General features: G+C 48.9%; 24 protein-coding genes. 6 read left to right on the top strand and 18 right to left on the bottom strand.

Going from position 1 to position 24,486, the window contains the following annotated elements; genetic code table 11:
• Positions 1-102 precede the first annotated feature (102 nt).
• The 6 genes from QFX39_RS05095 to hypE all read right to left on the bottom strand — a co-directional run bounded on the left by QFX39_RS05095 (position 103) and on the right by hypE (position 5,022).
• Positions 103-726, bottom strand: a complete 624-nt coding sequence (locus tag QFX39_RS05095) for an energy-coupling factor ABC transporter permease (RefSeq protein WP_300477994.1) — start codon at positions 724-726, stop codon at positions 103-105.
• A 46-nt stretch (positions 727-772) separates the two neighbouring features.
• Positions 773-1,204, bottom strand: coding sequence for a hypothetical protein (locus QFX39_RS05100; protein WP_300477995.1), 432 nt, complete (start codon positions 1,202-1,204; stop codon positions 773-775).
• Positions 1,205-1,433: 229 nt separating this feature from the next.
• Positions 1,434-2,711, bottom strand: a complete 1,278-nt coding sequence (locus tag QFX39_RS05105) for a DEAD/DEAH box helicase (protein ID WP_300477997.1) — start codon at positions 2,709-2,711, stop codon at positions 1,434-1,436.
• Positions 2,712-2,923: 212 nt separating this feature from the next.
• Entirely contained in the window at positions 2,924-3,538 is a 615-nt protein-coding gene (locus tag QFX39_RS05110) for a 5-formyltetrahydrofolate cyclo-ligase (protein ID WP_300477999.1), read from the bottom strand.
• 33 nt (positions 3,539-3,571) lie between these two features.
• Positions 3,572-3,991: an RDD family protein gene (locus QFX39_RS05115; protein ID WP_300478000.1), complete on the bottom strand. Its 420-nt coding sequence runs from the start codon at positions 3,989-3,991 to the stop codon at positions 3,572-3,574.
• Between the two features lie 20 nt (positions 3,992-4,011).
• A complete protein-coding gene (gene hypE / locus QFX39_RS05120; protein ID WP_300478002.1) occupies positions 4,012-5,022 on the bottom strand; it encodes a hydrogenase expression/formation protein HypE in 1,011 nt (336 codons plus the stop codon).
• Between the two features lie 287 nt (positions 5,023-5,309).
• On the opposite strand from hypE, the gene QFX39_RS05125 reads away from it, so the two are divergent.
• The 5 genes from QFX39_RS05125 (at position 5,310) to QFX39_RS05145 (ending at position 9,692) form a co-directional block, all read left to right on the top strand.
• Positions 5,310-5,693 (top strand): 30S ribosomal protein S8e, encoded by a 384-nt coding sequence (locus tag QFX39_RS05125; protein ID WP_300478004.1) that lies wholly within the window; start codon positions 5,310-5,312, stop codon positions 5,691-5,693.
• Positions 5,694-5,732: 39 nt separating this feature from the next.
• On the top strand, positions 5,733-6,398 hold the full coding sequence (gene polB2, locus QFX39_RS05130) for a DNA polymerase PolB subunit 2 (protein WP_300478006.1): 666 nt from the start codon (positions 5,733-5,735) through the stop codon (positions 6,396-6,398).
• Between the two features lie 177 nt (positions 6,399-6,575).
• Complete coding sequence (locus QFX39_RS05135; protein WP_300478007.1) at positions 6,576-7,256, top strand: TIGR02253 family HAD-type hydrolase; 681 nt, start codon at positions 6,576-6,578, stop codon at positions 7,254-7,256.
• 61 nt (positions 7,257-7,317) lie between these two features.
• On the top strand, positions 7,318-8,880 hold the full coding sequence (locus QFX39_RS05140; RefSeq protein WP_300478008.1) for a YifB family Mg chelatase-like AAA ATPase: 1,563 nt from the start codon (positions 7,318-7,320) through the stop codon (positions 8,878-8,880).
• Positions 8,877-9,692, top strand: a complete 816-nt coding sequence (locus QFX39_RS05145; RefSeq protein WP_300478009.1) for a hypothetical protein — start codon at positions 8,877-8,879, stop codon at positions 9,690-9,692. The genes QFX39_RS05140 and QFX39_RS05145 overlap by 4 nt, the downstream gene beginning before the upstream one ends.
• A gap of 13 nt (positions 9,693-9,705) precedes the next feature.
• Here the strand turns inward: QFX39_RS05145 and xth are convergent, their stop codons facing one another.
• From xth to QFX39_RS05205, 12 genes are all read right to left on the bottom strand, one after another.
• Complete coding sequence (gene xth / locus QFX39_RS05150; protein ID WP_300478010.1) at positions 9,706-10,479, bottom strand: exodeoxyribonuclease III; 774 nt, start codon at positions 10,477-10,479, stop codon at positions 9,706-9,708.
• 46 nt (positions 10,480-10,525) lie between these two features.
• On the bottom strand, positions 10,526-12,436 hold the full coding sequence (gene feoB, locus QFX39_RS05155; RefSeq protein WP_300478011.1) for a ferrous iron transport protein B: 1,911 nt from the start codon (positions 12,434-12,436) through the stop codon (positions 10,526-10,528).
• 40 nt (positions 12,437-12,476) lie between these two features.
• Positions 12,477-13,193 carry a DtxR family transcriptional regulator gene (locus QFX39_RS05160; protein ID WP_300478012.1) on the bottom strand — a complete coding sequence of 239 codons (717 nt, stop codon included), beginning with the start codon at positions 13,191-13,193 and terminating at the stop codon, positions 12,477-12,479.
• A 218-nt stretch (positions 13,194-13,411) separates the two neighbouring features.
• On the bottom strand, positions 13,412-14,005 hold the full coding sequence (locus QFX39_RS05165; protein WP_300478013.1) for an acetate uptake transporter: 594 nt from the start codon (positions 14,003-14,005) through the stop codon (positions 13,412-13,414).
• A 15-nt stretch (positions 14,006-14,020) separates the two neighbouring features.
• Positions 14,021-15,925: an acetate--CoA ligase gene (gene acs, locus QFX39_RS05170; RefSeq protein ID WP_300478014.1), complete on the bottom strand. Its 1,905-nt coding sequence runs from the start codon at positions 15,923-15,925 to the stop codon at positions 14,021-14,023.
• A gap of 134 nt (positions 15,926-16,059) precedes the next feature.
• Positions 16,060-17,706 carry a thermosome subunit alpha gene (gene thsA, locus QFX39_RS05175; RefSeq protein ID WP_300478015.1) on the bottom strand — a complete coding sequence of 549 codons (1,647 nt, stop codon included), beginning with the start codon at positions 17,704-17,706 and terminating at the stop codon, positions 16,060-16,062.
• A 137-nt stretch (positions 17,707-17,843) separates the two neighbouring features.
• Entirely contained in the window at positions 17,844-18,257 is a 414-nt protein-coding gene (locus QFX39_RS05180; RefSeq protein ID WP_300478016.1) for a hypothetical protein, read from the bottom strand.
• Between the two features lie 3 nt (positions 18,258-18,260).
• Positions 18,261-19,481, bottom strand: coding sequence for an FprA family A-type flavoprotein (locus QFX39_RS05185; protein WP_300478017.1), 1,221 nt, complete (start codon positions 19,479-19,481; stop codon positions 18,261-18,263).
• A gap of 125 nt (positions 19,482-19,606) precedes the next feature.
• Positions 19,607-20,413 (bottom strand): 4Fe-4S binding protein, encoded by an 807-nt coding sequence (locus QFX39_RS05190; protein WP_300478018.1) that lies wholly within the window; start codon positions 20,411-20,413, stop codon positions 19,607-19,609.
• Positions 20,414-20,495: 82 nt separating this feature from the next.
• Positions 20,496-21,026, bottom strand: a complete 531-nt coding sequence (locus QFX39_RS05195; protein WP_048175109.1) for a RimK/LysX family protein — start codon at positions 21,024-21,026, stop codon at positions 20,496-20,498.
• Between the two features lie 15 nt (positions 21,027-21,041).
• Positions 21,042-22,430 carry a cyclic 2,3-diphosphoglycerate synthase gene (locus tag QFX39_RS05200; RefSeq protein WP_300478020.1) on the bottom strand — a complete coding sequence of 463 codons (1,389 nt, stop codon included), beginning with the start codon at positions 22,428-22,430 and terminating at the stop codon, positions 21,042-21,044.
• Between the two features lie 142 nt (positions 22,431-22,572).
• Entirely contained in the window at positions 22,573-22,881 is a 309-nt protein-coding gene (locus tag QFX39_RS05205; protein ID WP_013295492.1) for a UPF0058 family protein, read from the bottom strand.
• Positions 22,882-23,198: 317 nt separating this feature from the next.
• Between QFX39_RS05205 and hisD the strand changes: the two genes are divergently transcribed.
• On the top strand, positions 23,199-24,473 hold the full coding sequence (gene hisD, locus QFX39_RS05210; RefSeq protein ID WP_300478022.1) for a histidinol dehydrogenase: 1,275 nt from the start codon (positions 23,199-23,201) through the stop codon (positions 24,471-24,473).
• Positions 24,474-24,486 lie beyond the last annotated feature (13 nt).

Consider the following 24,486-nt stretch of genomic DNA (forward strand, 5'->3'; position numbering starts at 1 on the left):
TATTACAATGAACGACTCTGGGGTTATCTCCATTCCATGGGCTGAGACACCGCCGATAAGGAGAAAAATTAGTAGAAACACAAATTTCTTCACATGAATCACCTAGACCTTTTCCATTGCAATGAGCTCGGGTTTCATTCTCTCAAGGAATGAGAATATGAACATGCTTGCAGCACCCTCCACAACACCCACAAATATGTAGAAGGGTATGAGTGTTGACATGAGCATTTCAGGACCCGCAACACCCGCTGCCAGGAGTATCATGATGTGGAACGCGGTTGCAATCATTATACCAAGGAATGTGGCTGAGAACACACCAAGTCCCCTGTCAAGTTCACTTAAAACGCTGTAGACCCCATAGGTTCCAATTCCAAGACCTATACCCATTGTCAGTATATTGGCTCCCATGCTGGTTATCCCCCCCATTCCAAGTATGAAGAACTGGACGAGGAGGCAGAGCACCGCGACCATAACCGCCGTGAGGGGTCCTAGTATTATGGCTGCGAGGGGTATCAGGAAGAAATGCACCGGGACACCGAAGGGTGATGGCACAGATATGGATGAGGCGACCGCAGCGGCCGCTGCAAAAAGTCCTGTTCCAGCTATCCTTTTTTCCTTTCCGGGTTTCTTTGAGAATATGTAGAAGAATATGCCAATGTTCACGAGTGCAACAGCCCAGTAGACTGCCGACTGCCAGAGTGGTATGATTCCATCGGGTATATGCACTGTTGAACCTCCGTTAAGTGTTATCCAGTATACGCACTTTTTGTATTCAGCTGCGTGGGAACCTGAATGCGGTTAAACCAAAAACCAGGCACAGTCCTGCAAGTGCAGGTAGGAATCCGTAATCTGGTTTATTCACATTAACATCTGCTGTTTCTGTGGTATTCTCCCTTTCACCTGTAACATTCTCTTCAGTCTGGAAATTGCTTTCAGCACCGGATTTCTCTGATGAATCTGATGAGTCCAATTTACTTTCATGGGTGGTTTTATGACCACCTGATGCGCTTGATTTGCTGCTGCTCTGACCTGAAGGCTTATTCGAAGTACTGGATGAATCTGATGTGGTGGATGAGTCTGATTTACTGTCACCTGAATCCGATGGTTCCTCAAGGTAGTAACCATGGCCGGGGTGGGCCCATGCATGATGCGAGAGACCTGCAATCAGTGCAAATGTCGCTAGAATGATAAGGAACCTTCTCATTGTATCACCACAGATTAGTTAAAACATCTTCAATATATAAAATCTTTTATTACCGAAAACACTTATAGGAATCTAAAAGTAATACTGAAATAGGGATGTGGTCGCGGAATTCCCTTGATGGGGAGATCCATGAAATCAAAGGTTAAATTCTCTATGTGATTTAGAAAATTAAAGAATATGGGGGGGTGATAGATCAGCCTCTATCCATAAAATAGAAATAAGCCCCTATCTACTTTGAGGACTCCAGAACATCCAGAAGGGCATGTGAGATATCCCTGAAACTGTAACCCTCACTTACAAGGTTTCCCAGGAGCTTGGAGTCACTGTAACTCTTGGATTTAAGGTTTCTCCGGAGCACCTCCACAAGGTCCTCCTCGTAACCCCTCCTTATCTCCTGTGGGGATGGTATGTTGCTCTTCTTTATCCTTTTACCTGTGAAGGACTGGATTCGCCTTAACCTGTGGACCTCCCTTCCAACAACCAGTGTGAAGGATTTTCCACTTGAACCGGCACGCCCGGTACGCCCTATCCTGTGAACGTAGTACTCGTTCTCGAATGGGAGATCATAGTTGACAACTACCTCCACATCGGGCACATGTATACCCCTTGCAGCAACATCAGTTGCAATGAGGAGGTTGAACCTTCCCTTCCTGAATCGTTCCATGACACGTTCACGCTTTGACTGTGATAGGTCCCCGTGAATTTCATCCACAGAGTAGCCCATACGTCCAAGCTGCTTTCTGAGCCTCTGAACCCTCCTTTTGGTATTGCAGAATATGAGGCCCATTCCTATGTCATTGGATGTCAGTATCCAGTCAAGGAGCTCAACCTTGTCCTCCTCCCTGGTTTTGAAATAGAATTCATCTATCCTGGGGCTGTGCTTTTTCTCAACACGGAGGATCTGGGGGTTCCTCATATACCTCTCTGCGATCCTTAGTACCGGCTTTGAGATGGTTGCAGAGAAAAGCAGGGTCTGTCTCCTTTCAGGTACGTGGGATAGTATCCTCTCTATGTCCTCTATGAAGCCCATGTTGAGCATCTCATCGGCTTCATCAAGCACGACCGTGGATACACTTCCAAGGTCCACAGTACCCCTCTCGATGTGATCTATGAGCCTTCCTGGTGTTGCGACGATAACATGGACGCCCCTCCTGAGCTCAGCTATCTGACCTCCGATTCCCTGACCACCATAGACCGCAAGCACCCTCACATTAAGGTACTTACCTATCCTCCTTATCTCATCGGTGACCTGCAGACAGAGTTCACGGGTCGGGCAGATCACAAGTGCCTGGGGGACCCTCTCTGGTTCAAGGTTCTCAAGAAGTGGTATGGCAAAGGCTGCGGTTTTCCCGGTCCCGGTCTGGGCCTCCCCAACAACGTCCATACCATCAAGTGTAACAGGTAATGTAAGTGCCTGGATTGGGGTTGTACCCTCAAATCCCATATCATCAAGGGCCCTGTTAATCTCCCCTGAGATATCAAATTCACTGAATTTCAATTCTTTCATTTTTATCTTTTCCTCAATTCTTAAAAATCGATTATTCAATTATCAGCTGCCAGCCGGCAGATCTGAAACATGATAGCCCCAAAATTTCTGCCAGGCACATGATAATTAAAAATCAGCACATATTCATGTTGAACTTCAACCTATTTAAAGTAATGGTTTGGGTGGATTAATTTTCAGGATTTAGTTCATTCTAAGAATCTTTTATCTGGTTTTCAGACGACTCGTGGGATTTTTTCGTCGAGAAATAGCCTTATAACACGCATTGGGGTCACTATCATGTTTATCCTTTCATCGTGGCCCTCAACAGGGACACTTTCAATGATCTGCAGCTCATGTACCGTTGTGGCTATAGGAGTGTCATCACCTATGGCCCCCTGATCCCTGAGTTCAGATATCTCCCTGTCACCGTATCCTCCCCCCTTACCGAGGCGGTTTCCCTCCAGGTCAACGGCCACGGATCCCTCAACAACAAGGTCAACCTCTGGGAATCTGCTGATGAATGAGCCATACCTGTAGGCGCCCCTTATGGTTGATGCAGCATCCGCATCCGGAACATCCCCTGAGATTAAAAGGTAACCATCCTTTATCTTTGGTGTGGGCATTACAAGGTCCTTTCTATCATCAAGGGCCAGTCGTCTCACTGGGCGCTGGGCAGAATCAGGGGATGAGAATACAACATCTGCTCTTTCCCACTCTATTGTCCTTGAGAGCCTCTCTGCGGCTGCAGCTGACCCCTGAAAGTCTGGTATGCGGCCATGGGAACGGCTGCTTACACCCCTATCCTTCAGGAGTTTCCAGATCCTCTCCCTGATTAAGTCCTTATCCATCATCATTTTTCTCTGCAGACACATTCAAATGGATCATAGATCCTGTTCAGCATCGTCCACATTCTTCTCTGCACTGACAACCCGTGTACCTGCAATTGCGTCGAGGATCCTGAGACGATTCCTGAGGCGTCCCAGGATGACGTCCAGGATGAGGGGGAACCAGAGTATCCTTGAAAGGTTTCTTATGACAACCTGGCCCCAGCCAAGTTCACCCTCCTCTGATATTACAACGAGGCCCATCATCCTCTTACCCGCTGTTCCTCCATGGTACTCAAGGTAGCTGAAATAGAGAATGGTTATGATGCCAAGGATGGGGAGCCAGTACCTGTAGATTGAGAAAAGGTTCAGGAGAAGTGCTAATGGATAAACAAGGACTGTTAGCAGGTACATCACCCCTGTAACCACCAGGAAATCAACTAAAAATGCATAGAGCCTCTTCTTCTTAAGTTCCATAACACCCCTCCTGTATCAGATCAGCACACCCTTGGAACAGGATCAGCAACAGGGGCCTCAAGTATCCTCCTGCCTCCAAGGCTTGTTTCAAGGATCACATGGCTGTCCTGATTTGCTTCACCTATTATCATTGCGTTTTCACCGTATGGTGCCTTCCTCACGGCTCTGAGGACATCCTCAGCGTATTCAGGGTTAACCCCCATGATGACCTTGCCCTCATTGGCAACCTCATAGGGGTCGATGCCCAGCATCTCGGAGACGGCCCTAACCTCCTCCCTCACAGGGATCATGTCCTCATCAACAACCATCCCGACCCCTGATTTATCTGCGAGTTCGTTGAGGGCATTTGCTATACCCCCCCTTGTGGGGTCCTTCATTGCGGTAACACCACCAACCTCAAGGGCCGCCTCAACCATACCCCATACCGGGGCAACATCTGATTCAAGGTCGGTGTCGAATCCAAAGCCCTCACGGAAGGCCATGAGTGCCATGCCATGGTCCCCCACGCTGCCTGTGAGTATGATCTTATCACCGGGCCTCAGTCCTGAGTCCCTTATTATCTCACCACGCTTCACAACACCTATACCCGTGGTTGTTATGACCATCCTGTCCAGTTTACCCCTCTCCATGACCTTGGTGTCCCCGGTGACGATTGAAACCCCGGTCTCCCTGGAGACAGCGTCCATTGACTGCACGATCCTCTCAAGATCCTCGCCAGGGAATCCCTCGCTGAGGATCATTGCACTTGCAATTGCAAGGGGCCTTGCACCCATAACCGATATGTCGTTGACTGTACCTGCAACCGATATCTTGCCTATATCACCGCCTGGGAAGAAGAGGGGGTCGACTGTGTGGCCATCGGTACTCATAACTATCTCATAGTCGCCGAGGGGTATGCTTGCACCGTCGTCAAGGTCCTCGAGGCCAATTCCGCCGTTAACCCTCGTGTTATGGATATTGGATAGTATTATGTTTGATATGAGGTCCTGCATCACTTCTCCGCCTGCACCATGGGACATGCCGATCTTCATAGATTCACCTGTACAATCTCTTGCTTATAGGGTATCTTGCTGATGGTATAAAACCTTTCATTGGTGTAATCACATATTGATCAGGGCAGAGGTTTCCCTCAGGACAATATTCTATTTAAATAAAGGAGTTAGGATAGATGGATTCAGTGATCCATAGCATACCCTGGAAGCACAATCTTTTTAAATGGGGGATCCTATACTATAGATAAATTTATCTATACCGAGTCACTGAGTTTCTTAAACTCAGCATTACTGATTCTGATAGAGACTTAGATTGAGGTGAAATAATGGCAATCTGGCAAGGTAAATCAATGAAGAAACCAAGCGGTGGAAGAGCCAAGATGAACCGCGGAAAGAGGAAATACGAACTTGGAAGGGAACCCGCCGAGACAAAGATCGGTGACAGGCGTGTCAGGATGATAAGGACACGTGGGGGCAACACCAAGGTCAGGCTCGCTGCAGATACAAGGATAAACGTTGTTGACCCTGAAACAGGTAAGGTTGAGGTTGCGGAGATAAGGAATGTTGTTGAGAACACAGCAAACCCCCACTTTGTGAGGAGGAACATCATAACAAAGGGTGCTGTTGTTGAAACCAGCCTTGGAAACGTGAGGGTCACATCCAGGCCTGGACAGGACGGCGTAATAAACGGAGTACTCATAAAGGAATAGATTTCCCACCAAAGCCCCTCAACTGACCATGGGTGTCATATGTCAGATAAGCTTGAGGCCGAGATACTATCCCAGGTGGAAAGGTTCCTCAAACACATAAACAGCAACCTGCCTGAGGGCATGGAGCTGGAATTTGAGGGCTTTTACAGGAGGGGCTTCTTCGTAACAAAAAAGAGATACGCCCTGATAGAGGATGACACGATTGTTGCAAAGGGCCTTGAACTTGTGAGGCGTGACTGGGCACCGATAGCTAAAAAGACCCAGCAAAAAGTTTTAATGGCCATCCTAAGAGACGGATCCCCTGAGAAGGCCAGAAAGATAATAAGGGATGTTGTAAGGCGCATAAGGGGCGGCGAGGTGGAACTGGATGACCTTGCAATCCACACCCAGATAACAAGGGACCTCTCTGAGTACAAACAGATAGGCCCACATGTTATCGCCGCAAAACGATCCCTTGAGAGGGGAAGGCGCATTGAGCGGGGATCCATAATCAGGTATATCATAGTTAAGGGAAGGGGCCCCATAAGTCAGAGGGCCTTCCCGCTTGAGGATGCTGAGGGCCTGGAGTACGACCCGGACTATTACATTGAAAACCAGGTCATGGCCGCGGTATCAAGAATAATGTCATCTCTCGGCTACTCCACAGAGGATATAAATTCTCTCTCATGTGGCGAAAGGCAGAGCAACCTCGATGCCTTTTTCTAGAAAACAGGAACTTTATTTTTTTCATCTGAGATTTTGGTTGTTCTGGACCTCCACTAAGAGTTTATAGGCAGGAATAGTTTTACATATTATTTTGCATCATAATATTATCCACAGAGAAACCAACACTGTTATAATTGATTAACTATAGAGTTTCATTACAGAGAGTAAGGTGGGAAGATGCTGAAGGCGGTTTTTTTTGACATTGATGACACACTCTATGACACATCAGGATTTGCCAGACTTGCAAGAAAGGCTGCCCTGAATGTGATGATAGATGCGGGTTTACCCCTGACACAGGATGAGGCATACAAACTTCTGAGGGAGATAATCGCTGAAAAGGGCTCCAACTATGATAAACATTTCAATGTGCTCACAAAGACGGTTTTTGGTGAGGAAAAACCCCTTCTCATTGCCCTTGGAATGATAACATATCACAACGTCAAGTTCGCGCTTCTCCGGCCATTCCCCAATACAACATCAACGCTTATACACCTAAAGAGCAGGGGATACAGGCTGGGGGTCATATCCAACGGTATAACAATAAAGCAGTGGGAGAAACTGATAAGGCTGGGGATACACCACTTCTTCGATGAGGTCGTCACCTCAGATGAGGTTGGCTTTGAGAAACCAAACATCAGGATCTTTGAGGAGGCCCTCAGAAGGATGGGCTGCAAACCTGAAAGATCCATTATGGTTGGCAACAAGTTCAATGAGGACATACTGGGGGCAACCAACGCGGGAATGTCAGCCATACTCGTCAACTCAGAGCTTACAGATGAAGAGCGGGATCTCATTGAAAAGAGGGGCCTTGATGTTACTGTCATCAATGACATCAGCGAACTTAAGGAGATTCTCTAGTCAGGATCTCCACATTTTTTCTGGGGGGATGAACATGATTTCATTGATAGGGGGATGATTGATGAACTGTGATGACTACTACCACGATGAAAACATGGTTGAACTCTTTGAGGAGCTGAAACAGCCAAAGACACTTGAGGAACTGGGTTTATCCTACTTCTTTGTGAGGGACCTTGTCCTGAAGATCCTTTTGACATATGGAACGGTTAAAACCCAGCGAATAACTGATATTACAGGTATACATCTGGATATACTTGAAGATGTCCTTGGCCAGATGGAGAAGGATGGTTTCTGCGCACAGGTGGGTGGAAGCTTCCTCTTCTCCAGTGTTGAGTATACACTGACAAAGAGGGGGGTTGAGAAGGCCCGCCTGGTAATGGAGGAAAACCCTTATATTGGAATGGCACCTGTACCCTACGAGAGATACTTTGAACTGATGGATAAACAGCTCAGGAACCGTTTCCCAATAAAGATACCCCCAGAGGTTATTGAAAGGGCCTTCAGGGACGTTGTTGGACTATCATATGCAAAGGAATGTCTTGTTGAGTCATGCACCATTGGTAAGGGGCTTTTTGTTTATGGTGCTCCGGGAACAGGTAAAACCTTCATCATAAGCAAGGCATCGGACCTTCTACCCCCCATGGTGATTCCCCGCTTTATAGAGTTCAGCGGGAGGGTTATACAGATATATGACCCTGACTTCCACAAGCCATGTCCTGAGGAACCGGATGATCCCCGCTGGATAAAGATACACGCCCCATTCGTCTTCACAGGTTCTGAACTGAGCCTCAATGAACTTGAGACAACCTACAATATGAATAAGGGTGTATATGAGACCTCCCCCCTGATAAAGGCCAACGGTGGAGTGCTCCTCATTGACGACCTTGGAAGGCAGAGGGATGACCATGAGGTGATCCTCAACCGCCTCATAGTGCCCCTTGAGAACAAGAAGGACGTCATATACATAAGGGGGGTTCCTGTTATATTCCACACCCACTTCATCCCTGCATTCTCAACCAACCTTGATGTGAGCATAATGGATGAGGCACACCTCAGGAGGGCGCCTCTCCACATATTCCTCAAGAATCCACCTGTTGAGAATGTTGTGGAGGTATTCAGGCGCAACCTTGATGCCACAGGTGAGGATTACCATGAAGAGGTCCTGGAAAGGATTAAGATGGTGTACACTCCAGTCGCCGATGGTGGCGAGGGGTTGCAGCCAAGCTATGCCCATGCCCGTGACCTTGCACAGATTGCCCAGGCAGTGAGAATAAACATGGAGAAGGAGAGGATTGACCTTGAGGTCATTGAAAGGGCCCTTGATAAGCATGTCCTCATAGCACTCCAGAGAATGGACATCGATATCAGTCAGGTGCATCACAGTGTAAGGACATTCCGTGTCGTGACCCCTGAACCCGAGAGTGCCGAGAGGGTGCTTAAACTCTACGGGGCCCTCACGGTTGCACTGGAGGATGGAGGTGTTCTCGCTGACTTTGAGGACTCAATAAGTCCTTCACAGCTCCTGGCCCATCTGCAGGGTGAGGGGGTTCCGGTGGGAAGGGTTGAGGTGGTGGCTGAAACCAACCGTGAAATCAAGAAGGCCATACTTGAATACAGTGGATGATACTTATGGAGCCACTCCTGGTTGATGTGCTGGTCGCTGCACTTGTATCCCTTGGGGTCTGGACAGTACTTGAGCTTCTACCTTCCTTATTTCCCAGGGAGACTGGGAGACTTGCAGCACACATCAGGCCACTCCCATCCGGTGCAGTTGAGATATCCCAGTACCTCAACCTCCTCAGAAGAGGAAGGCCATGGCAGGTTTTCATGGCCCTTGAGGTTATAGGGGAACTCTTCAGGATTAAGATCCGGGAACTTGAGTCCCTGAAGTATGAGGAATGGAAGAGGGAGGCTGAATCCCAGAAGGGACGGATGGAGAGGAGGGGGCTCAGTGACGATGAGATACTCCACCTTGAGGCTGGAAGGGAGATGATTCAGAACTCCAATAACCTGAATCTTAAGTCAGCGGGGGGTCTTTATTCCAGCCCTCAAGAGGAGGAGTTCATAAGGATCAGAAATCATAAAAAGGATTTATTACCTGATTTGAGGGATAAGTATTCTGATTTCAGGATATGGGCACTGAAGAACAGGGACATCATGAGGTATGTCCAGGAGAAGGTCTTCAGAAGGGAGGAACTTGACCTTGAAAACCTGAGGGACCACAGCAGGGAATGGGCCCTTGTGAATATATGGGGGATGGAGCCACCTGAGAGTTACTCTGAGGACGAAATCCTTGAGGATATTCTCCTCTACATTGAAATAAAGGATGATAAAATCATCAGTAAATTCGCCCATGCTCTGAGCAGCCACAGCGACTCACTGAGGTACCTCGATGAGGTTATATCAGCTGTTTCAGCCTGGAAACGGGGAGGTTAGCACCTGAAGCTAATTAAACCTTTATCTCGAGTCCTATTGGGCAGTGGTCTGAGCCCATCACCTCTGAGAGTATCCATGACCTTTTAACGTTCTTTGCGAACTCCTCATTCACAAAGAAGTAGTCGAGCCTCCATCCCACGTTTCTCTCACGGGCCCTGGTCCTGTAACTCCACCATGTGTACTGGCCCGGATCCCTGTTGAACATCCTGAATGTGTCAACGTAGCCGTTCTCAATGAATTTGTCTATCCAGGCCCTTTCAACCGGTAGAAACCCTGATACGTTACTGTTCTCCTTTGGCCTTGCCAGGTCTATCTCCCTGTGGGCGGTGTTGAAGTCCCCGCATATTACCGTGTTTCTGCCAGCGTCCCGTTCCCTGTTGACGTCTTCGAGGAATGCGTCATAGAATTCAAGCTTGTACTTCAACCTCTCATCTGACATCTTCCCGTTGGGGAAGTATATGTTGTAGAGCAGGAAGTCATCAAAATCTGCAACCTGTATGCGGCCTTCAATGTCGAATCTCTCCACACCAAAGCCCTCCCTGAGGGATTTTGGGGGTATCCTTGTGTACATGGCGACTCCACTGTATCCCTTCCTTTCTGCAGGGGTGAAGAAACTTCTGTAACCCTCAACATGCCTTAACCTTCTGGGGAGCTGTTCTGGACTTGCCTTGGTCTCCTGAAGACATAGGATATCCGGTTTCTCGTCCATGAACCAGTTAAGGAAGCCCTTACGGTATACGGCCCTCAGACCGTTAACGTTCCAGGATATTATCTTGATTTCTGCCATGGTACCACAGGATTATTTCTGTCCTCAGCACCTTAAGTACTGATCATTACATGATAAAGGGCAGTATCCTTGCAAAGATTCCCCCCAGGAAGAGGGCGGTTCCAAGGTTTGCAAGGGTTATTATGGATGTGGATTTCCACCCGAATTCCCGTGCAAGTACTGCTATTGTTGAAAGGCAGGGGAAGTAGAGCATTCCCACCAGGGTGAGTACAAGGATCTGGGGCGCTGTAAGTGCCGCCCCGATATCTGTTCCAACCAGTGAGACGAGGCCCAGGAGGATGAACTCCTTCCTCACAGCCCCAAGGATCAGGAGTATCCCGGCAAATACCGGCAGGTGTAACCAGCCAGCTGTGAGTGGTGCCATGATATTGCTCACGGGATTCAGAAACCCGATTGCGTATAGGAGCTGTATGAGGGCGCTCCCGATTATGTATATGGGGAACACGAGGTATATGAGGGACTTTGTCCTTGTCCAGGTCTGCCTTGCTATTACCCTGAAGGATGGCATCTTGAGGGAGTGCATCTCCATTATAAGGTCGGTGGTCTCCCCGGGCAGTGCCTTAAATGCAAGTTTACCCATTATGAATATTATGAGGAGGTCCAGGGCGTATAACCCTATGGCCCACCATACACTGACAAAGAGGGCCACAAGTCCAAGTATGAGGATTGTCCTTGCGGCGCAGGGTGCGAAGGATATTGCAAAGGCTGCAAGGAGCCTTTCCCTGGGGGTTTCAAGTATCCTTGTACTGTCGATTGCCGGTACACTGCAACCGTATCCGAGTATGAGGGGTATGAGGGCTTTGCCATGGAGCCCTATCTTTCTCATGAAGGCGTCCATCATGAACGCGACCCTGGTGAGAAGCCCCGAGTTCTCGATGTAGGATAACATGAGGTAGAAGGGTATGACAAATGGTATCACGAGGGTTAAACCAGCCACTATACCCCCGAAGGCCCCGTTCCATATTATGGATTCAACTGAACCTGAGAACTGGGGGTCAACTGGCTGGAAAAATCCGAATATATTGGTGAGCGTATCTGATAGGAATTCACCCACAACGAAGGTCCAGAGGAGGAGACCTCCAACAACAAGGACTGATGAGATGTAACCGTAGATGGGGTGTGTGAGGAAACCGTCAAGGCGCTCTGAGAGGGATGTCTTTATCTCTGATTGTTTCTGTGCGCCTGCTGCTATCATATTTGAGAGGGAGTATCTCTCAGAGGCAATAACAGAGAATGATGGCTCATTGTGTATCCTTTCAACCTGGGCTGCAAGTTCAGCTGCAAGTCTTTTCACACCGGCTGGCATCATGGCGGTTATTTCAGGGTCGTTTTCAAGGAGCTTTATGGCAACCCATCTCTTTGAATAGCCCTCTGGAATTTCGGGAAGTGATTCCATAAGTGTTCTTATGCGGCTTTCAACCTCCTCCCCGTATTCTATGACCTCTGGTTTTATCCTTTTATCGGCCACTTCAAGGGTTTTCCTGAGGAGTTTCTGGAGTCCCTGGCCCTTAACAGCCACCGTTGATACAACAGGGACACCCAGGGCACCTTCAAGTTTCTTCTCGTCTATCACTATCCCCTTCTGCCTGGCCATGTCCACCTGGTTGATGCAGATAACCATGGGGACCTCCATCTCCATGAGCTGGAGCGTGAAGAAGAGGTTCCTTTCAAGTACAGATGCATCAAGCACGTTTATGACGACGTCTGGTTTCTCTTTGACTATGAACTCCCTGGAGACTATCTCCTCCATGGAGTAGGTTGAAAATGAGTATATGCCTGGAAGGTCAATTATGTGGATGTCCCGACCCTGAAATTTAAGGTAACCCTCTGCCCTTTCAACGGTTTTTCCTGGCCAGTTCCCGACTATCTGGTTTGACCCGGTTAGCTGGTTGAAGATCACACTTTTACCCACATTGGCGTTTCCTGCAAGCGCAACGGTTATCTCAGATTTCTCCATCAGTAAACACGTCCCGGTTGAAATTCGGTTCTAAGGAAATTTAGCTTTCTGTATTTATGAATACGTTATCTGCTATATCCCTTCCAAGGGCCACCCTTGACCCCCGGACCTCCACCTCGATGGGCCCACTGAGGGGGGCCCTTTTTATCATCCTTATTGGGACTCCAAGGGTTATTCCCATGTCCATGAGCCTCCTTAAAACCCTGTAGTCCCCCCGTATGAATGAAACCCTCCCAGCCTGTTTTTCATCCATCTCTGTGAGTGATTTAAGGTTACCCTCACGGCACCCTATTTCCTCAACATCCCTATCCTTCAGTTCAATGCATTCCCCGCATGTCTGGAATTTAAAGTCGCAGGCAGGGATTGGATTTGCGTCGGGGCACTCATCTGGCATGTTGAGGAGCTGGCAGAGTGCCCTCTCTGCATCATCTGAGAGCGAATGTTCCATCTCACAGGCCTGTCTGTGTATCCTGTCCCTCCTGATTCCAAGTACATCGTGGAGGAACCTCTCCAGTAGCCGGTGTTTCCTTGTTATTCTCCGGGCTATCCTGTACCCCTTTTCTGTGAGCATCGCCCCACGGTAGGGTGAGTATTTAACATATCCCTCAGAATCAAGTTTTTTAAGCATCTGGGTTACACTGGCAGGGGCTATTCCCATTTCCCTTGATATGCTGGTTGTGCTGGCATTTTTACTGGATTCTGATAGCCGGTAGATGGTTTCGAGGTATTCCTCTATATTTTCGCTGAGATGCTTCATTAGGTTCACCTAAATGCTTGCTGTTAATTTAGTTAAACCTAATTCAATATAAGGTTTTCTGAATGGTTGCGGTAAGATAATTTTTGGCAGATCATCAGGCGCTGGTGTAAAATCAGGCTGGTTGGTACATCTTGAATGAATAAATGGGTTGTTTCTTTTCTGGAGGTTCTGGTGTCAGCATATTATGAATAGAAAAAATGGGGGTGTTCCCTTCCTGATCATATGGGCAGAACATCCCTTCCATGGGTTTCGTTTATGACCTCTGCAAGGCCAACGTACATTGCAGCGGCACCTGTGAATATACCCTCATAGCCTGCAATGGTAGTTATGAGGGCTGAACCTGTGATTTCACCGGCCGTGAGCAGGAAGAATAGCACTGCGAGGCTTATGAATATCACCTGTATGCCCCTCTTGAGTTTTAGGGTTGCAATGAACATCACCAGTGTAAACAGGCCCCACATGAAGAGGTATGATGCCATTGCAACCGGGTCTGCTGCTGCCGCTGCACTGCCGGCTGTTTCAATGAACTTCAGTTTGGGGATCACAAGCAGGAGTACCAGTGACCACCAGAAGAGTCCATATGAGCCGAATGCAACCGTACCAAAGGTGTTGCCCTTCCTGTATTCCATCACACTTGCAAGTATCTGTGCTATACCCCCGTAGGCGAACCCCATTGCAAGTATCATACTGTTTATGGGGAAAAGCCCTGCGTTGTGCAGGTTCAGAAGCACAGTGGTTATACCAAAGCCCAGAAGTCCAAGGGGAGCTGGGTTGGCGGTTTTATCTGATATAATCACTTCTTTTTCAGTCATTTTTTCTGCCTCCTTCTATTCTTCAAGGGTTGAGGTATCACCGAGGTCTTTTCCTTCCTCCCTGGCCCTCAGTATTCTTCTCATTATTTTTCCTGACCTTGTTTTCGGGAGCTTATCAACCTGCACCATTTCCCCGATAACAGCCACGGGTCCAAGTTCATGGCGCAGGTGCCTTTTGAGTTCCTCGATGAGGGGTGCATTTAACTTATGGCCCTTCTTGAGTATGAGAAATGCCTTTATGACCTCCCCCTTGATGGGGTCAGCCTTACCGATGACCGCTGCCTCGGCAACTGCAGGGTGGGCCACAAATACTGATTCAACCTCCGCTGTACCGATCCTGTGTCCGGCTATGTTGAGGACGTCATCTGATCTACCCTGTATCCAGAAGTAGCCGTCCTCGTCCTTCCTTGCCATGTCACCTGCGGTGTAGACTCCACCGGGGATCTGTTTCCAGTATACGTTGAGGTACCTCTCCTCGTCGTTGAAGAGTGTCCTGAACATTGCAGGCCATGGTTTCTTTATTACAAGGAAGCCGCCCTTACCCAGGGGCACAGGGTTGCCCTTCTCGTCAACAACGTCCGCCTCGATGCCGGGAAGGGGTTTGGTGACGGATCCCGGTTTGAGTGGTGTTACAGGCAGTGGCGCTATGAGGTGCATTCCTGTTTCGGTCTGCCACCAGGTATCGATTATCGGGCATTTTTCCCTTCCAATGTGTCTGTAGTACCACATCCATGCCTCGGGGTTTATTGGCTCACCAACGGTTCCAAGGATCTTGAGGGAATCCAGGTTGTAGCGTTTCGGGTGTTTTTCACCGAACCTCATGAGGTGCCTTATTGCCGTGGGGGCTGTGTAGAACTTTGTGACACCGTATTTTTCCACTATGCTCCACCAGACCCCGGGGTTCGGGTAGTCCGGGGCCCCCTCATAGAGCAGTGTTGTTGTTCCAAGAAGGAGGGGTCCGTATACGACGTAACTGTGCCCGGTTATCCACCCTATGTCTGCTGTGCACCACCAGAGGTCTCCGTTATGGATGTCAAAGGTCATCTCAAGGGTTGATGCGACCCCCACCATGTATCCTCCTGTTGTGTGCAGCACACCCTTTGGTTTGCCGGTACTTCCTGAGGTGTAGAGTATGAAGAGGGGATCCTCTGCATCCATCACCTCTGCCTCGCACCGGTCCTCCTCGCCCTCTATAAGCTTGTCGAACAGCATTTCGCGTCCGCTTATGTCTGACATCTCTATGTCTATGTCTGTGTGTTTCACAACAACGGTTGTCTCTATTGTGGGGCACTGGAGTATGGCCTCGTCAACGATTGGTTTGAGTTCTATCACCCCACCCCTTCTGTAGGTTCCGTCTGCTGTTATTATGATCTTGGCCTTTGCATCGTTGAGGCGTTCCACAAGTGCTCCGACGCTCAGACCTGAATAGATGACGCTGTGCACGGCCCCTATCTTTGCGCAGGCCAGCATTGAGATAACGAGTTCCGGGCACATGGGGAGGTACATTGCAACGGCGTCGCCCTTTTTGATTCCAAGGCTTTTCAGGGCATTGGCTGTTCTGTTGACCTCTCTGTAAAGTTCATAGTAGGTCAGCTTCTTTTCCTCTCCCCTCTCGTTCACGTAGAGAATGGCGACCTGGTTTCTCTTGTCTGTGTCCAGCCATCTGTCCACGGCGTTGTGGGTCATGTTGATCTTGCCGTTCACGAACCACCTGTAGAATGGCTTGTTGCTCTCGTCGAGTACCCTGTCCCATTTCCTGAACCATTCGAATCTTTTTGCCTTTTCGGCCCAGTATTTCTCATGGTCCTTTCCCTTTTCCAGCTCGGCCTCCCAGTTTTTTATGTGGGCCTCCTCCACGATGGTGTAGTGTGGCTTGAAGACCCTTGTTTCCTCCAGGAGAACTGAGGTATCCTTTGACATTTTTCATACCGCCATTTTTTCTTGGGTGATAGTAGTAAGTTTTTCTGGACTTATATATTTTACTATTATTAATCATGATAAATAATATTTATTCATAAATTTTTATTAAAAACATTGAAAAAGATTATTGGGTGTTACATCATTGGGGGCATTCCGCCCATTCCGCCCATTCCACCCATTCCACCCATTCCTTCCATATTCTCTTCGTCCTTTGATGAAACATCAAAGCCCTTAGCTGCTATCATGTCGTCTATGCGGAGGATCATCTCAGCTGCCTCTGCAGCGGACTGGATGGCCTGTTTCTTGACCCTCTGGGGTTCAAGAACACCCTCCTCCTTCATGTCCACAACGCTTCCCTCAAAGACGTCAAGTCCCATGTAGGGTGACTCCTCATGGGCGGCCCTGAGGTCCACCAGGACGTCGATGCTGTCAAGTCCAGCGTTTTCTGCAAGGGTCTTTGGAACGATCTCAAGGGCATCTGCAAAGGCTGAGACTGCAAGCTGCTCCCTGCCACTTATGGTGTCAGCGTATTCCCTGAGTTTCCTTGCTATTTCAACTTCAGGTGCTCCTCCCCCTGCGACAACCTCGCCGTCCTCAATGGTTGAGGCCACAACGCCTATTGCGTCCTCAAGTGCACGTTCCATCTCCTCTGCAACATGCTTTGTGCTTCCCCTGAGGATTATGGAGATTGCCTTTGGGTCCTTACAGTTCTCGACGAATGTCAGCACATCATCAAAGATCTTCTTCTCGTAGACAACTCCGGCCTCTCCCAGGTCGTCCTCTGTGAGGTCCTCGATGTTTGTGACAAGCCTTGCGCCTGTGGCCTTCTCGATGCGTTTTATGTCGGATTTCTTGACCCTCTTGAGTGCAAGTATACCCTCACGTGAGAGGTAGTGGAGTGCAAGGTCATCGATGCCCTTCTGGCAGAAGACAACGTTTGCACCGGAGCTCTTTATCTTATCCACCATGTCCCTGATCATCTGCTCTTCCTGCTCGATGAAGGCCTGCATCTGTGATGGGTCCGTCAGCCTTATCTTGGCGTCGGTTTCAAGGTCCTTGACCTCTATCGGGTACTTGAGGAGTGCTATTCTGGCATTTTCTACCCTCTTTGGCATTGAGGTGTCTGCCCTTGCCTTGTCTATCACTATACCGTTCACTATTCTTGACTCGTTAACTGATGCTCCCTGTATTCTCTGTATGTTGATGTTGTCCCTGTCGATTTCACCGTCCTCTTCCACCTGCATGACCGCATCCACAACGAGTTCAGCCAGTTTCTCCTTGGCCCTTTCTGAACCCTTACCTGTCATGGCGGTCACCGCAACCTTCATGAGTGTTTCCCTATCACTTGCCCTGATGGATATGTCTTCAAGTATCTCCTGGGCCCTGAGAGCTGCCTGCCTGTAACCCACAGCTATTATTGTTGGGTGAACACCCATTTCAATGAGTTTTTCGGCTTCCTTGAGGAGTTCCCCTGCTATGATGACGGCTGTTGTTGTACCATCGCCAACCTCGTCTTCCTGGGTCTTTGCCACCTCAACAAGCATCTTTGCGGCGGGGTGAGATATGTCCATTTCCCTGAGGATTGTAACCCCATCATTGGTGATAACAATGTCTCCAAGTGAGTCAACAAGCATCTTGTCCATTCCCTTGGGACCGAGGGTTGTCCTCACGGTCTCTGCGAGAACCTTACCTGCAAGGATGTTGATTCTCTGAGCTTCCTTTCCAACGTAACGGCTTGTGCCCTGTGGTAATATTAATATGGGCTGCTGTCCCTGTGCCATTTAATCACCTCTTAAATAAGTATGCAATTATCGATGGGTTTAAGGTTCTATAAATAATTTGTGCAGGATGAAAGTTACAGCCCACATTTCAGGTGCTGTGAACTGAAAGAAGAAATTAAAGGTTCCAGTTTTTCCTGCTACTGGTTGGGGAAGATCCTCGGAAGGAATGTCTGGCAGAAGTCAGGTGTCAGCTTTGAGGTCTCATGCTGGATTTTCTCAACAATCTCCTCCTCAAGTTCAGGCGTCTTTGATGCCTCAACAGCAAAGCCCTCAGCGTCAATCCAGACCCTCAGTGACTCCTCACCCATTGTCATCTCAAATTCAACCGTTTTACCCCTCTCGATATCACCGAGTATATCGTCCATGATCTCATCTGAGAGCTTGAGGAGTTTCCTGCCCTCGGGTTCATAGGTGTTCTTTGATGTTAGGATCCTTTTGATCCTTACAGGGGCGCAGCCCTCCTCCCTTATGGTCTTTCGAACCGTCCAGAAGAGGCTAACAACAATTTTTTTCTCAGGGTCATGGCTTCCCTGAAATTTAACGGACTTCATCGGTTACATCTCCTTTATCCTTCTTGCGATTGATTTTCCGATGCTGTAGCAGTGCTCCAGGTCATTCTCGTCCGGGACGTAGTTGACTTCAAGGGTCTCTGCAACCTCAAAGCCTGCGGCGCTGATTTCGTCTTTGAGTGTCCTCACTGAACCTCCACCCCATCCCTTTGATCCGAATACAACTGCCAGCCTCTTAAAGCCTGTCCTATCAAATGTGAGCCCCTTGAGGTAGTACATTATGTCCCCGAGACTCGGAAATGGCCCGTTGAACATTGTGGGGCTTCCAATGAATACAGCCTTACTTTCGAGGATGTTCTTTACGATTTCACTCCTTTCATCCTCGTGGAGGAAGTGCATTGAAACATCCACGTCCCCGGCCATGAGTCCCTCTGCGAGTGCATGTGCAAGCATCCTGGTTGAGTAGTGCATGGTATCATAGATTATGGTGGCCTTGTCCCTGCACTCCCCTGTTGCCCATGCCGTGTATGCCTCTATGATCTTCATGGGCTCTGTCCAGATCTGCCCGTGGGATGGTGCGATCATCCTGATGTTCTCGAGAAGCCCAAGCTCCTTTACCTCACTGAACTTTCTTAGTACAAGGGGTGATAGTGGTGTTAACAGATTGGCATAGAACTTCATGGCGGCGTCCATCAGCACTGCTTCAGGAACGTCCTTGTCGAACCTTCTGCTGATGCAGAGGTGCTGGCCAAAGGCGTCATTTGAGAATAGGATCCCATCCTCACCAAGGAGGGTGAACATGCTGTCTGGCCAGTGGAGCATGGGGGCCTCAAGGAATGTGAGGGTTTTCCCTCCAAGGTCAACGGAGTCCCCTGTTTTCACGGTTTTGAATACAGCTTCATCTGGGAGGGGGTAATGTTCCTTCAGTCCCTCACCGGCCTTTTCTGTGCAGATTATTTCTGACCTGTGGCGCTTCCAGACCTCCAGGATTGAACCGCTGTGGTCCCTCTCTATGTGGTTCTGGATTATGAGGTCTATCCTTTCCTCCCTTCCTTCCCTTTCAAAGGCGTCACTTATCCTTCCAAACATCTGGGGGGATGTTCCAGGGTATGTGTTGTCAATAAGGGCGACCTTATCGTCCCCAAAGACGAGGTACACGTTGTATGTTGTGCCTCCAAGGGTGTAGCCATGGTAGTTCCGTATGTCCCAGTCCATGACACCAACCCAGTAGACACCATCTGCAATCTTTACTGCATCGGCCTTCATTTTATACACCTTGCAGTAATTATGTCCACCATTTTATTAAAATATAGCAGTTTTTTATGGTGGTATATCACTGATAAATTTTTTTGCCTTTAATTCCGGCATCAGTGTAAGGACAGTGTCCAGCTTCATTTTTTCATGCTTCTCATAAATGCCGATCTTATATTTTCATAGTCCCTCCTGTAGAATGGGCAGCTCTCTATGCAGTGGGTGCATCCATCACTGCAGCCGGTGCATCTATCATCAAGTAGCATAACCCTGGATCCGCAGCAGGTCTCAACCTCCACCAGGGCATCCTGTGGACAGGCCATTATGCACCTGCCGCATCTCCTGCAGTAGGAGGGTATCCATTCATGATCCCTGGAGCCATAGGGAAGGTCTGATATTCCTGTGAGGACCGCGGATATCTTCTGGGCCGGGCCTTTGCCAGGGCTTATAAGAAGACCGTTCCTGCCCTTAAAACCGATACCTGCATTCTGTCCAAGGAGGGAGAGGTCTATGAGGCCGCTCATGGGGTGGATGGCCACGGCACCATATCCGTTAATCCTGAGGAAATCAGCCACCCTGAAGGTTAAATCTGCAAGTTTACCGTATAGCCTGTCATTCATCTCCCTCGCCTTTCTGCCTGGGGGAGTCAGTACGAGATCGTCGTCCATGTCCACTGTGAGGACCACGGCATTCCGGTAGGGGGGTTCACCTGCAAGGATAACATCGGGTGTGAGCCTGGCGTAGCCAATGTTTCTAATGCCAAGTGAATGAGCATATTCTTCGAGGCGACCTATGAATTCATCGTCTGCCCTTCCTGATGGATCTTCCGGCTCCGGCACCCTGCATTCATCAGGGTACTCCAGAAATCCACAGCTGCAGCTGCATTCACATTTTTCGCCATTAACTGTAACTGTATCTTCACAGCAGCCACTGGTTCTGTTCTTCATAATTCATCACCATCCATAACAATATTCTTATATTTACATATATGAATATATTGTTATGTCAGAGTATATCTGTCTGAAAATTTCAATCGTCCTCTATTTCATATTCGAATTCCCAGAAGGGGGTTCCACGGGACTCCCTGCCCTCCAGGTGCTCCATCTCATGTGAAACACCATAGGCCCCTGACCCTGTGAATTTAAGGGGCTTCCTGAGCCTCTTCAGTTTAATCTTAAAATCAAGGGGATCAAGCACCGCCCTGAGGATGTAATCACCATCCACCACGACACGGTAGGGCCTCTTCACAAGTTCCCTCTCATTTTTTGAGCCGCACTTCTCGAGCCGGTAAACGGTGCCCTCCTCCCTCACCACCCTGGGGTTCAGGAAGAGGTAAACTATCTCAAGGGTCCGCCCTGTCATTTCATCCTCATCAAAGCGGGTGACCTTCTCCTTCACAGCCATGAAACGCCCGGAGTTCTTCCTGAGGCTCCAGTCACCACCATACCTGATGGAAAAAAGAAGGGGTATGAATGCATCAGGGGGTATCTGAAGCTCCTCTATAACCCTCTTTTCACTGAGGGTGAACCTCAAGAGTTTCCTGATCTCGGAGTCATCCAATATACCACCTGCTCCCTATGGGGTCCTTCTGAGGTTGAAGTCATCTATGGCGCTCTCCACCACCCTGATTATGGCGTCATCAAGTTCATCCTGCGAACCGTCCCTCACAATGGGTATGTTGTCGCAGTAGATGACCTCGAGCCCCGCCTCAAGGGCGTCCTTCGTTGCAACATCAACCGCAGCCGCCTTGAGCTCTGTCAGCATCACATCAGCGTCATCTATGTACCTCTCAATGTCCCGCTGTAGTAGCGGCCTGTTTGAAAGGTGTGGAGTCGTGCCAACGACCCGGCAGCGGTACTCAGACTCAAGGTATTCAACCAGGATATCCTTCACAGAGTCGGGGGCGGTGGTTGCAAATAGGACATTCTTTCCGCTGATATCCCCAAGTGGTTTTGGCCTGAAGACAGTGGTCACAACCTCTGCATCGGGGTTAACGGATTCTATGAACTCAACGATCTCCTCAACCTTCTCATCATCTGCCATGGGCTCCTCGCACATTGTGAGTATCACAAGATCCGCCAGCCTTATTCTGAAGGGCCCGAAGAAGTTCTTTATATTTATGATGGGCTGGTTTGCGCCAACAAGGACTATGTGTCTGTCTGACTTCACAGGGGGTATTGCAGCCCCGCTCCCCTCCAGGATTATGAAGTCGGCGTCCAGACTGTTGGCTGTCTCAGCACCCCTCTTCATGTTGGTTATGAAGACATCCCCCACCATACCGCCGCCACAGCGCCTGCAGCCAACCGTGAGTATCCGGCTCATGAGGGCGTCCTCCCAGTGGTCAGAGGCTGCATGAACCCCCCTGTCTGACTGCTCCATCAGGAACTCGGGGGTTATTTCTATCCTGTCACCCCTGACGATCTCAGGCTCCTCAGGGCCGCCTCGACCCATCGCCACAACACAGGGGTTGTACTCACGTTCATGGATCAGTCGGGCCGCATAGGCGGATACAGCGGTTTTACCTATCCTCTTACCTGTCCCGAGAATCTTGAGGGATGGTTTTTTGAGTATATCATATTCTGTGAGGGGCTGGAACTCAAAGTCAGGACCCCTGTAGACTGCACCCTCCTCAAGGACAACCGATGCTATCCTGAACCTCTTTGAGTAGTCCAGGACGGGTTCATCGCTGAGGTCCATAACCGTGTCTGCACCGTACTTTCTGATGAGTCTGGCTATGAGGTCATAGGGTATCCTGTGGGGATCATCACCGAAGTAAACGGGTCTTCCCATCATCTCGGTGTACTCCTCAGGTGATGATGTCCTGAGTTTTTCGGTTCCCCCGATGAAGATCAGTGCCTTGACATCAATGTGTTCCATTGAGTCGAGGGTCTCAACAGCCGCCCTTGTCACAGGGAGGTAGTGCTCTCCATCAACAAGACAGATCATGCTTTCTGTGGCCTTCATAAAAAACACCGTTTATGATATAAGTTAAAGGGAATATTAAAATAGTTGGTTTAGATGGATTAAACGAATATTTATGGTTGGTTTCTGGCTGGCACCATATCTAAATTAGAAAAATTTAGATTTTGGAGAGTGGATTGATGGTCTATTTTGCCTCCAGTCTGGCTTCCATCTTCACGACTTCCTTCCTTGACCGTTTTGCAAGTTCTGAGAGGCCATTTACAACATTTGGCGGGAGGTTGTGCCCTTCTTTCTTTGCAAGGATCTCGGAGATGGCGCTTGAGAGTACAAAAATAGCGTATTTATGCTCGGCCTTTGTGCGGTGGATGTGGTGGGGGCTGATGTTGAGGGAGAAGTACTCTTCGCATTCATCCTTTATATCGTATCCATTCTCGAGGTACTTCAGAACATATACCAGAAATTGGTGCAGTTGTATCATTTCGTCCTTATACATGGTTACCAGCCTCAGTCTCCTTATAAGTGTGTATTAAATTTATTATTTAAAAATTTTGGTGGATGGACAGCCCCTTTATCAAAATTAAAGATATAATATGAATTAATGTAAAAATTACAGCAGATCGGCGGATATTCCTGAATATCTTCTCTCATCTTCTCATAGTTAAGTTAAAACTGATAAATAAAGTTTTATATTACTGAAACTTTTTAAATTATTAATCATGTGCGGGTGTGGCTTATCGTCTGCAAATTCTTAAAAGTGATGGATCCATAAAACTAACCATCACCTTAACTTTTCCACGGAGGATCATCCTCATGAGGATAATAGAATTTGATCATGAAAGAGTCGATGAGCTTGTTGAGAGAGCAAGGATTGATGTTGATGAGGTCCTGGGGCCGGTGGCAGATATCATCTCAATGGTGAGAGAGGGTGGTGATGTGGCCCTAAGGGAACTCACAGAGAAATTTGATGGCGTCTCACCCGAAAGCCTCACTGTCAGCCAGGAGGAAATAGAGGCGGCCCATGAAAACCTGGACCCACAGGTCAGGAAAGCGCTCACTGAAGCTGCAGCAAACATCGAGGAGTTCCACAGGCTCCAGCTCCCATCTGAGTGGATGGCCGAGATCCGGCCTGGGGTCAGCGCAGGGCAGATAGTGCGACCCCTTGACAGTGTGGGCTGCTACATACCTGGCGGAAGGGCCGTTTACCCCTCAACAATACTCATGACCGTCATACCCGCCAGGATAGCAGGGGTTGAAAGGATAGTGTGCTGCACACCCCCGGCATCCGATGGCTCGGTTCCCGATGCTGTCCTTGTGGCGGCCGACATTGCAGGCGCACATGAGATATACCGTGTGGGGGGCGCCCAGGCGGTGGCTGCAATGGCCTACGGTACAGAGACGATCGGGGCGGTGGATAAGATTGTGGGGCCAGGGAACATATTTGTTACCGCAGCAAAGAAACTGGTATACGGTGAAGTGGACATAGACTTCCCGGCAGGCCCATCAGAGGTCCTCATAATTGCAGATGAATCTGCAGACCCGGAGTACATTGCCCTTGAGATACTGGCACAGGCAGAGCACGACCCCCAGGCGGCAAGTGTCCTTGTGACAGACTCAGAGGAGCTTGCAGCCAGGGTGGATGGGAAGGTACGTGAAAATATTAAATACATGGAAAGGGCCAATATCATAGAGGAGTCCCTTGAAAGATACGGAATGATAGTTTTAACCGAGGATATTAAGGGGGCAGTGGACTTCAGCAACGCCTACGCCCCGGAGCACCTTGTTATAATGACGGATTCTCCCGAAAAAACACTCAAGGGTATCCGTAACGCGGGATCCATATTTCTGGGTGACCTCTCACCTGTGGCGGCAGGGGATTACGGTTCAGGGACCAACCACGTGCTGCCAACGTCTGGCTGCGCCAGGATGTACTCGGGCCTATCAACGGAGTCGTTCCTCAAGAAACCAACGGTGCAGATGATAACCAGGGAGGGGCTCCGGAACATCCAGGACACAGTCCTGCGTCTTGCTGAATACGAGGGCCTGCATGCCCATGCCGAGTCATTCCGTAGGAGACTTGATAGGTGACCTGAATTTACTC

It is taken from the genome of Methanothermobacter sp., assembly GCF_030055425.1.
Taxonomy (GTDB): domain Archaea; phylum Methanobacteriota; class Methanobacteria; order Methanobacteriales; family Methanothermobacteraceae; genus Methanothermobacter.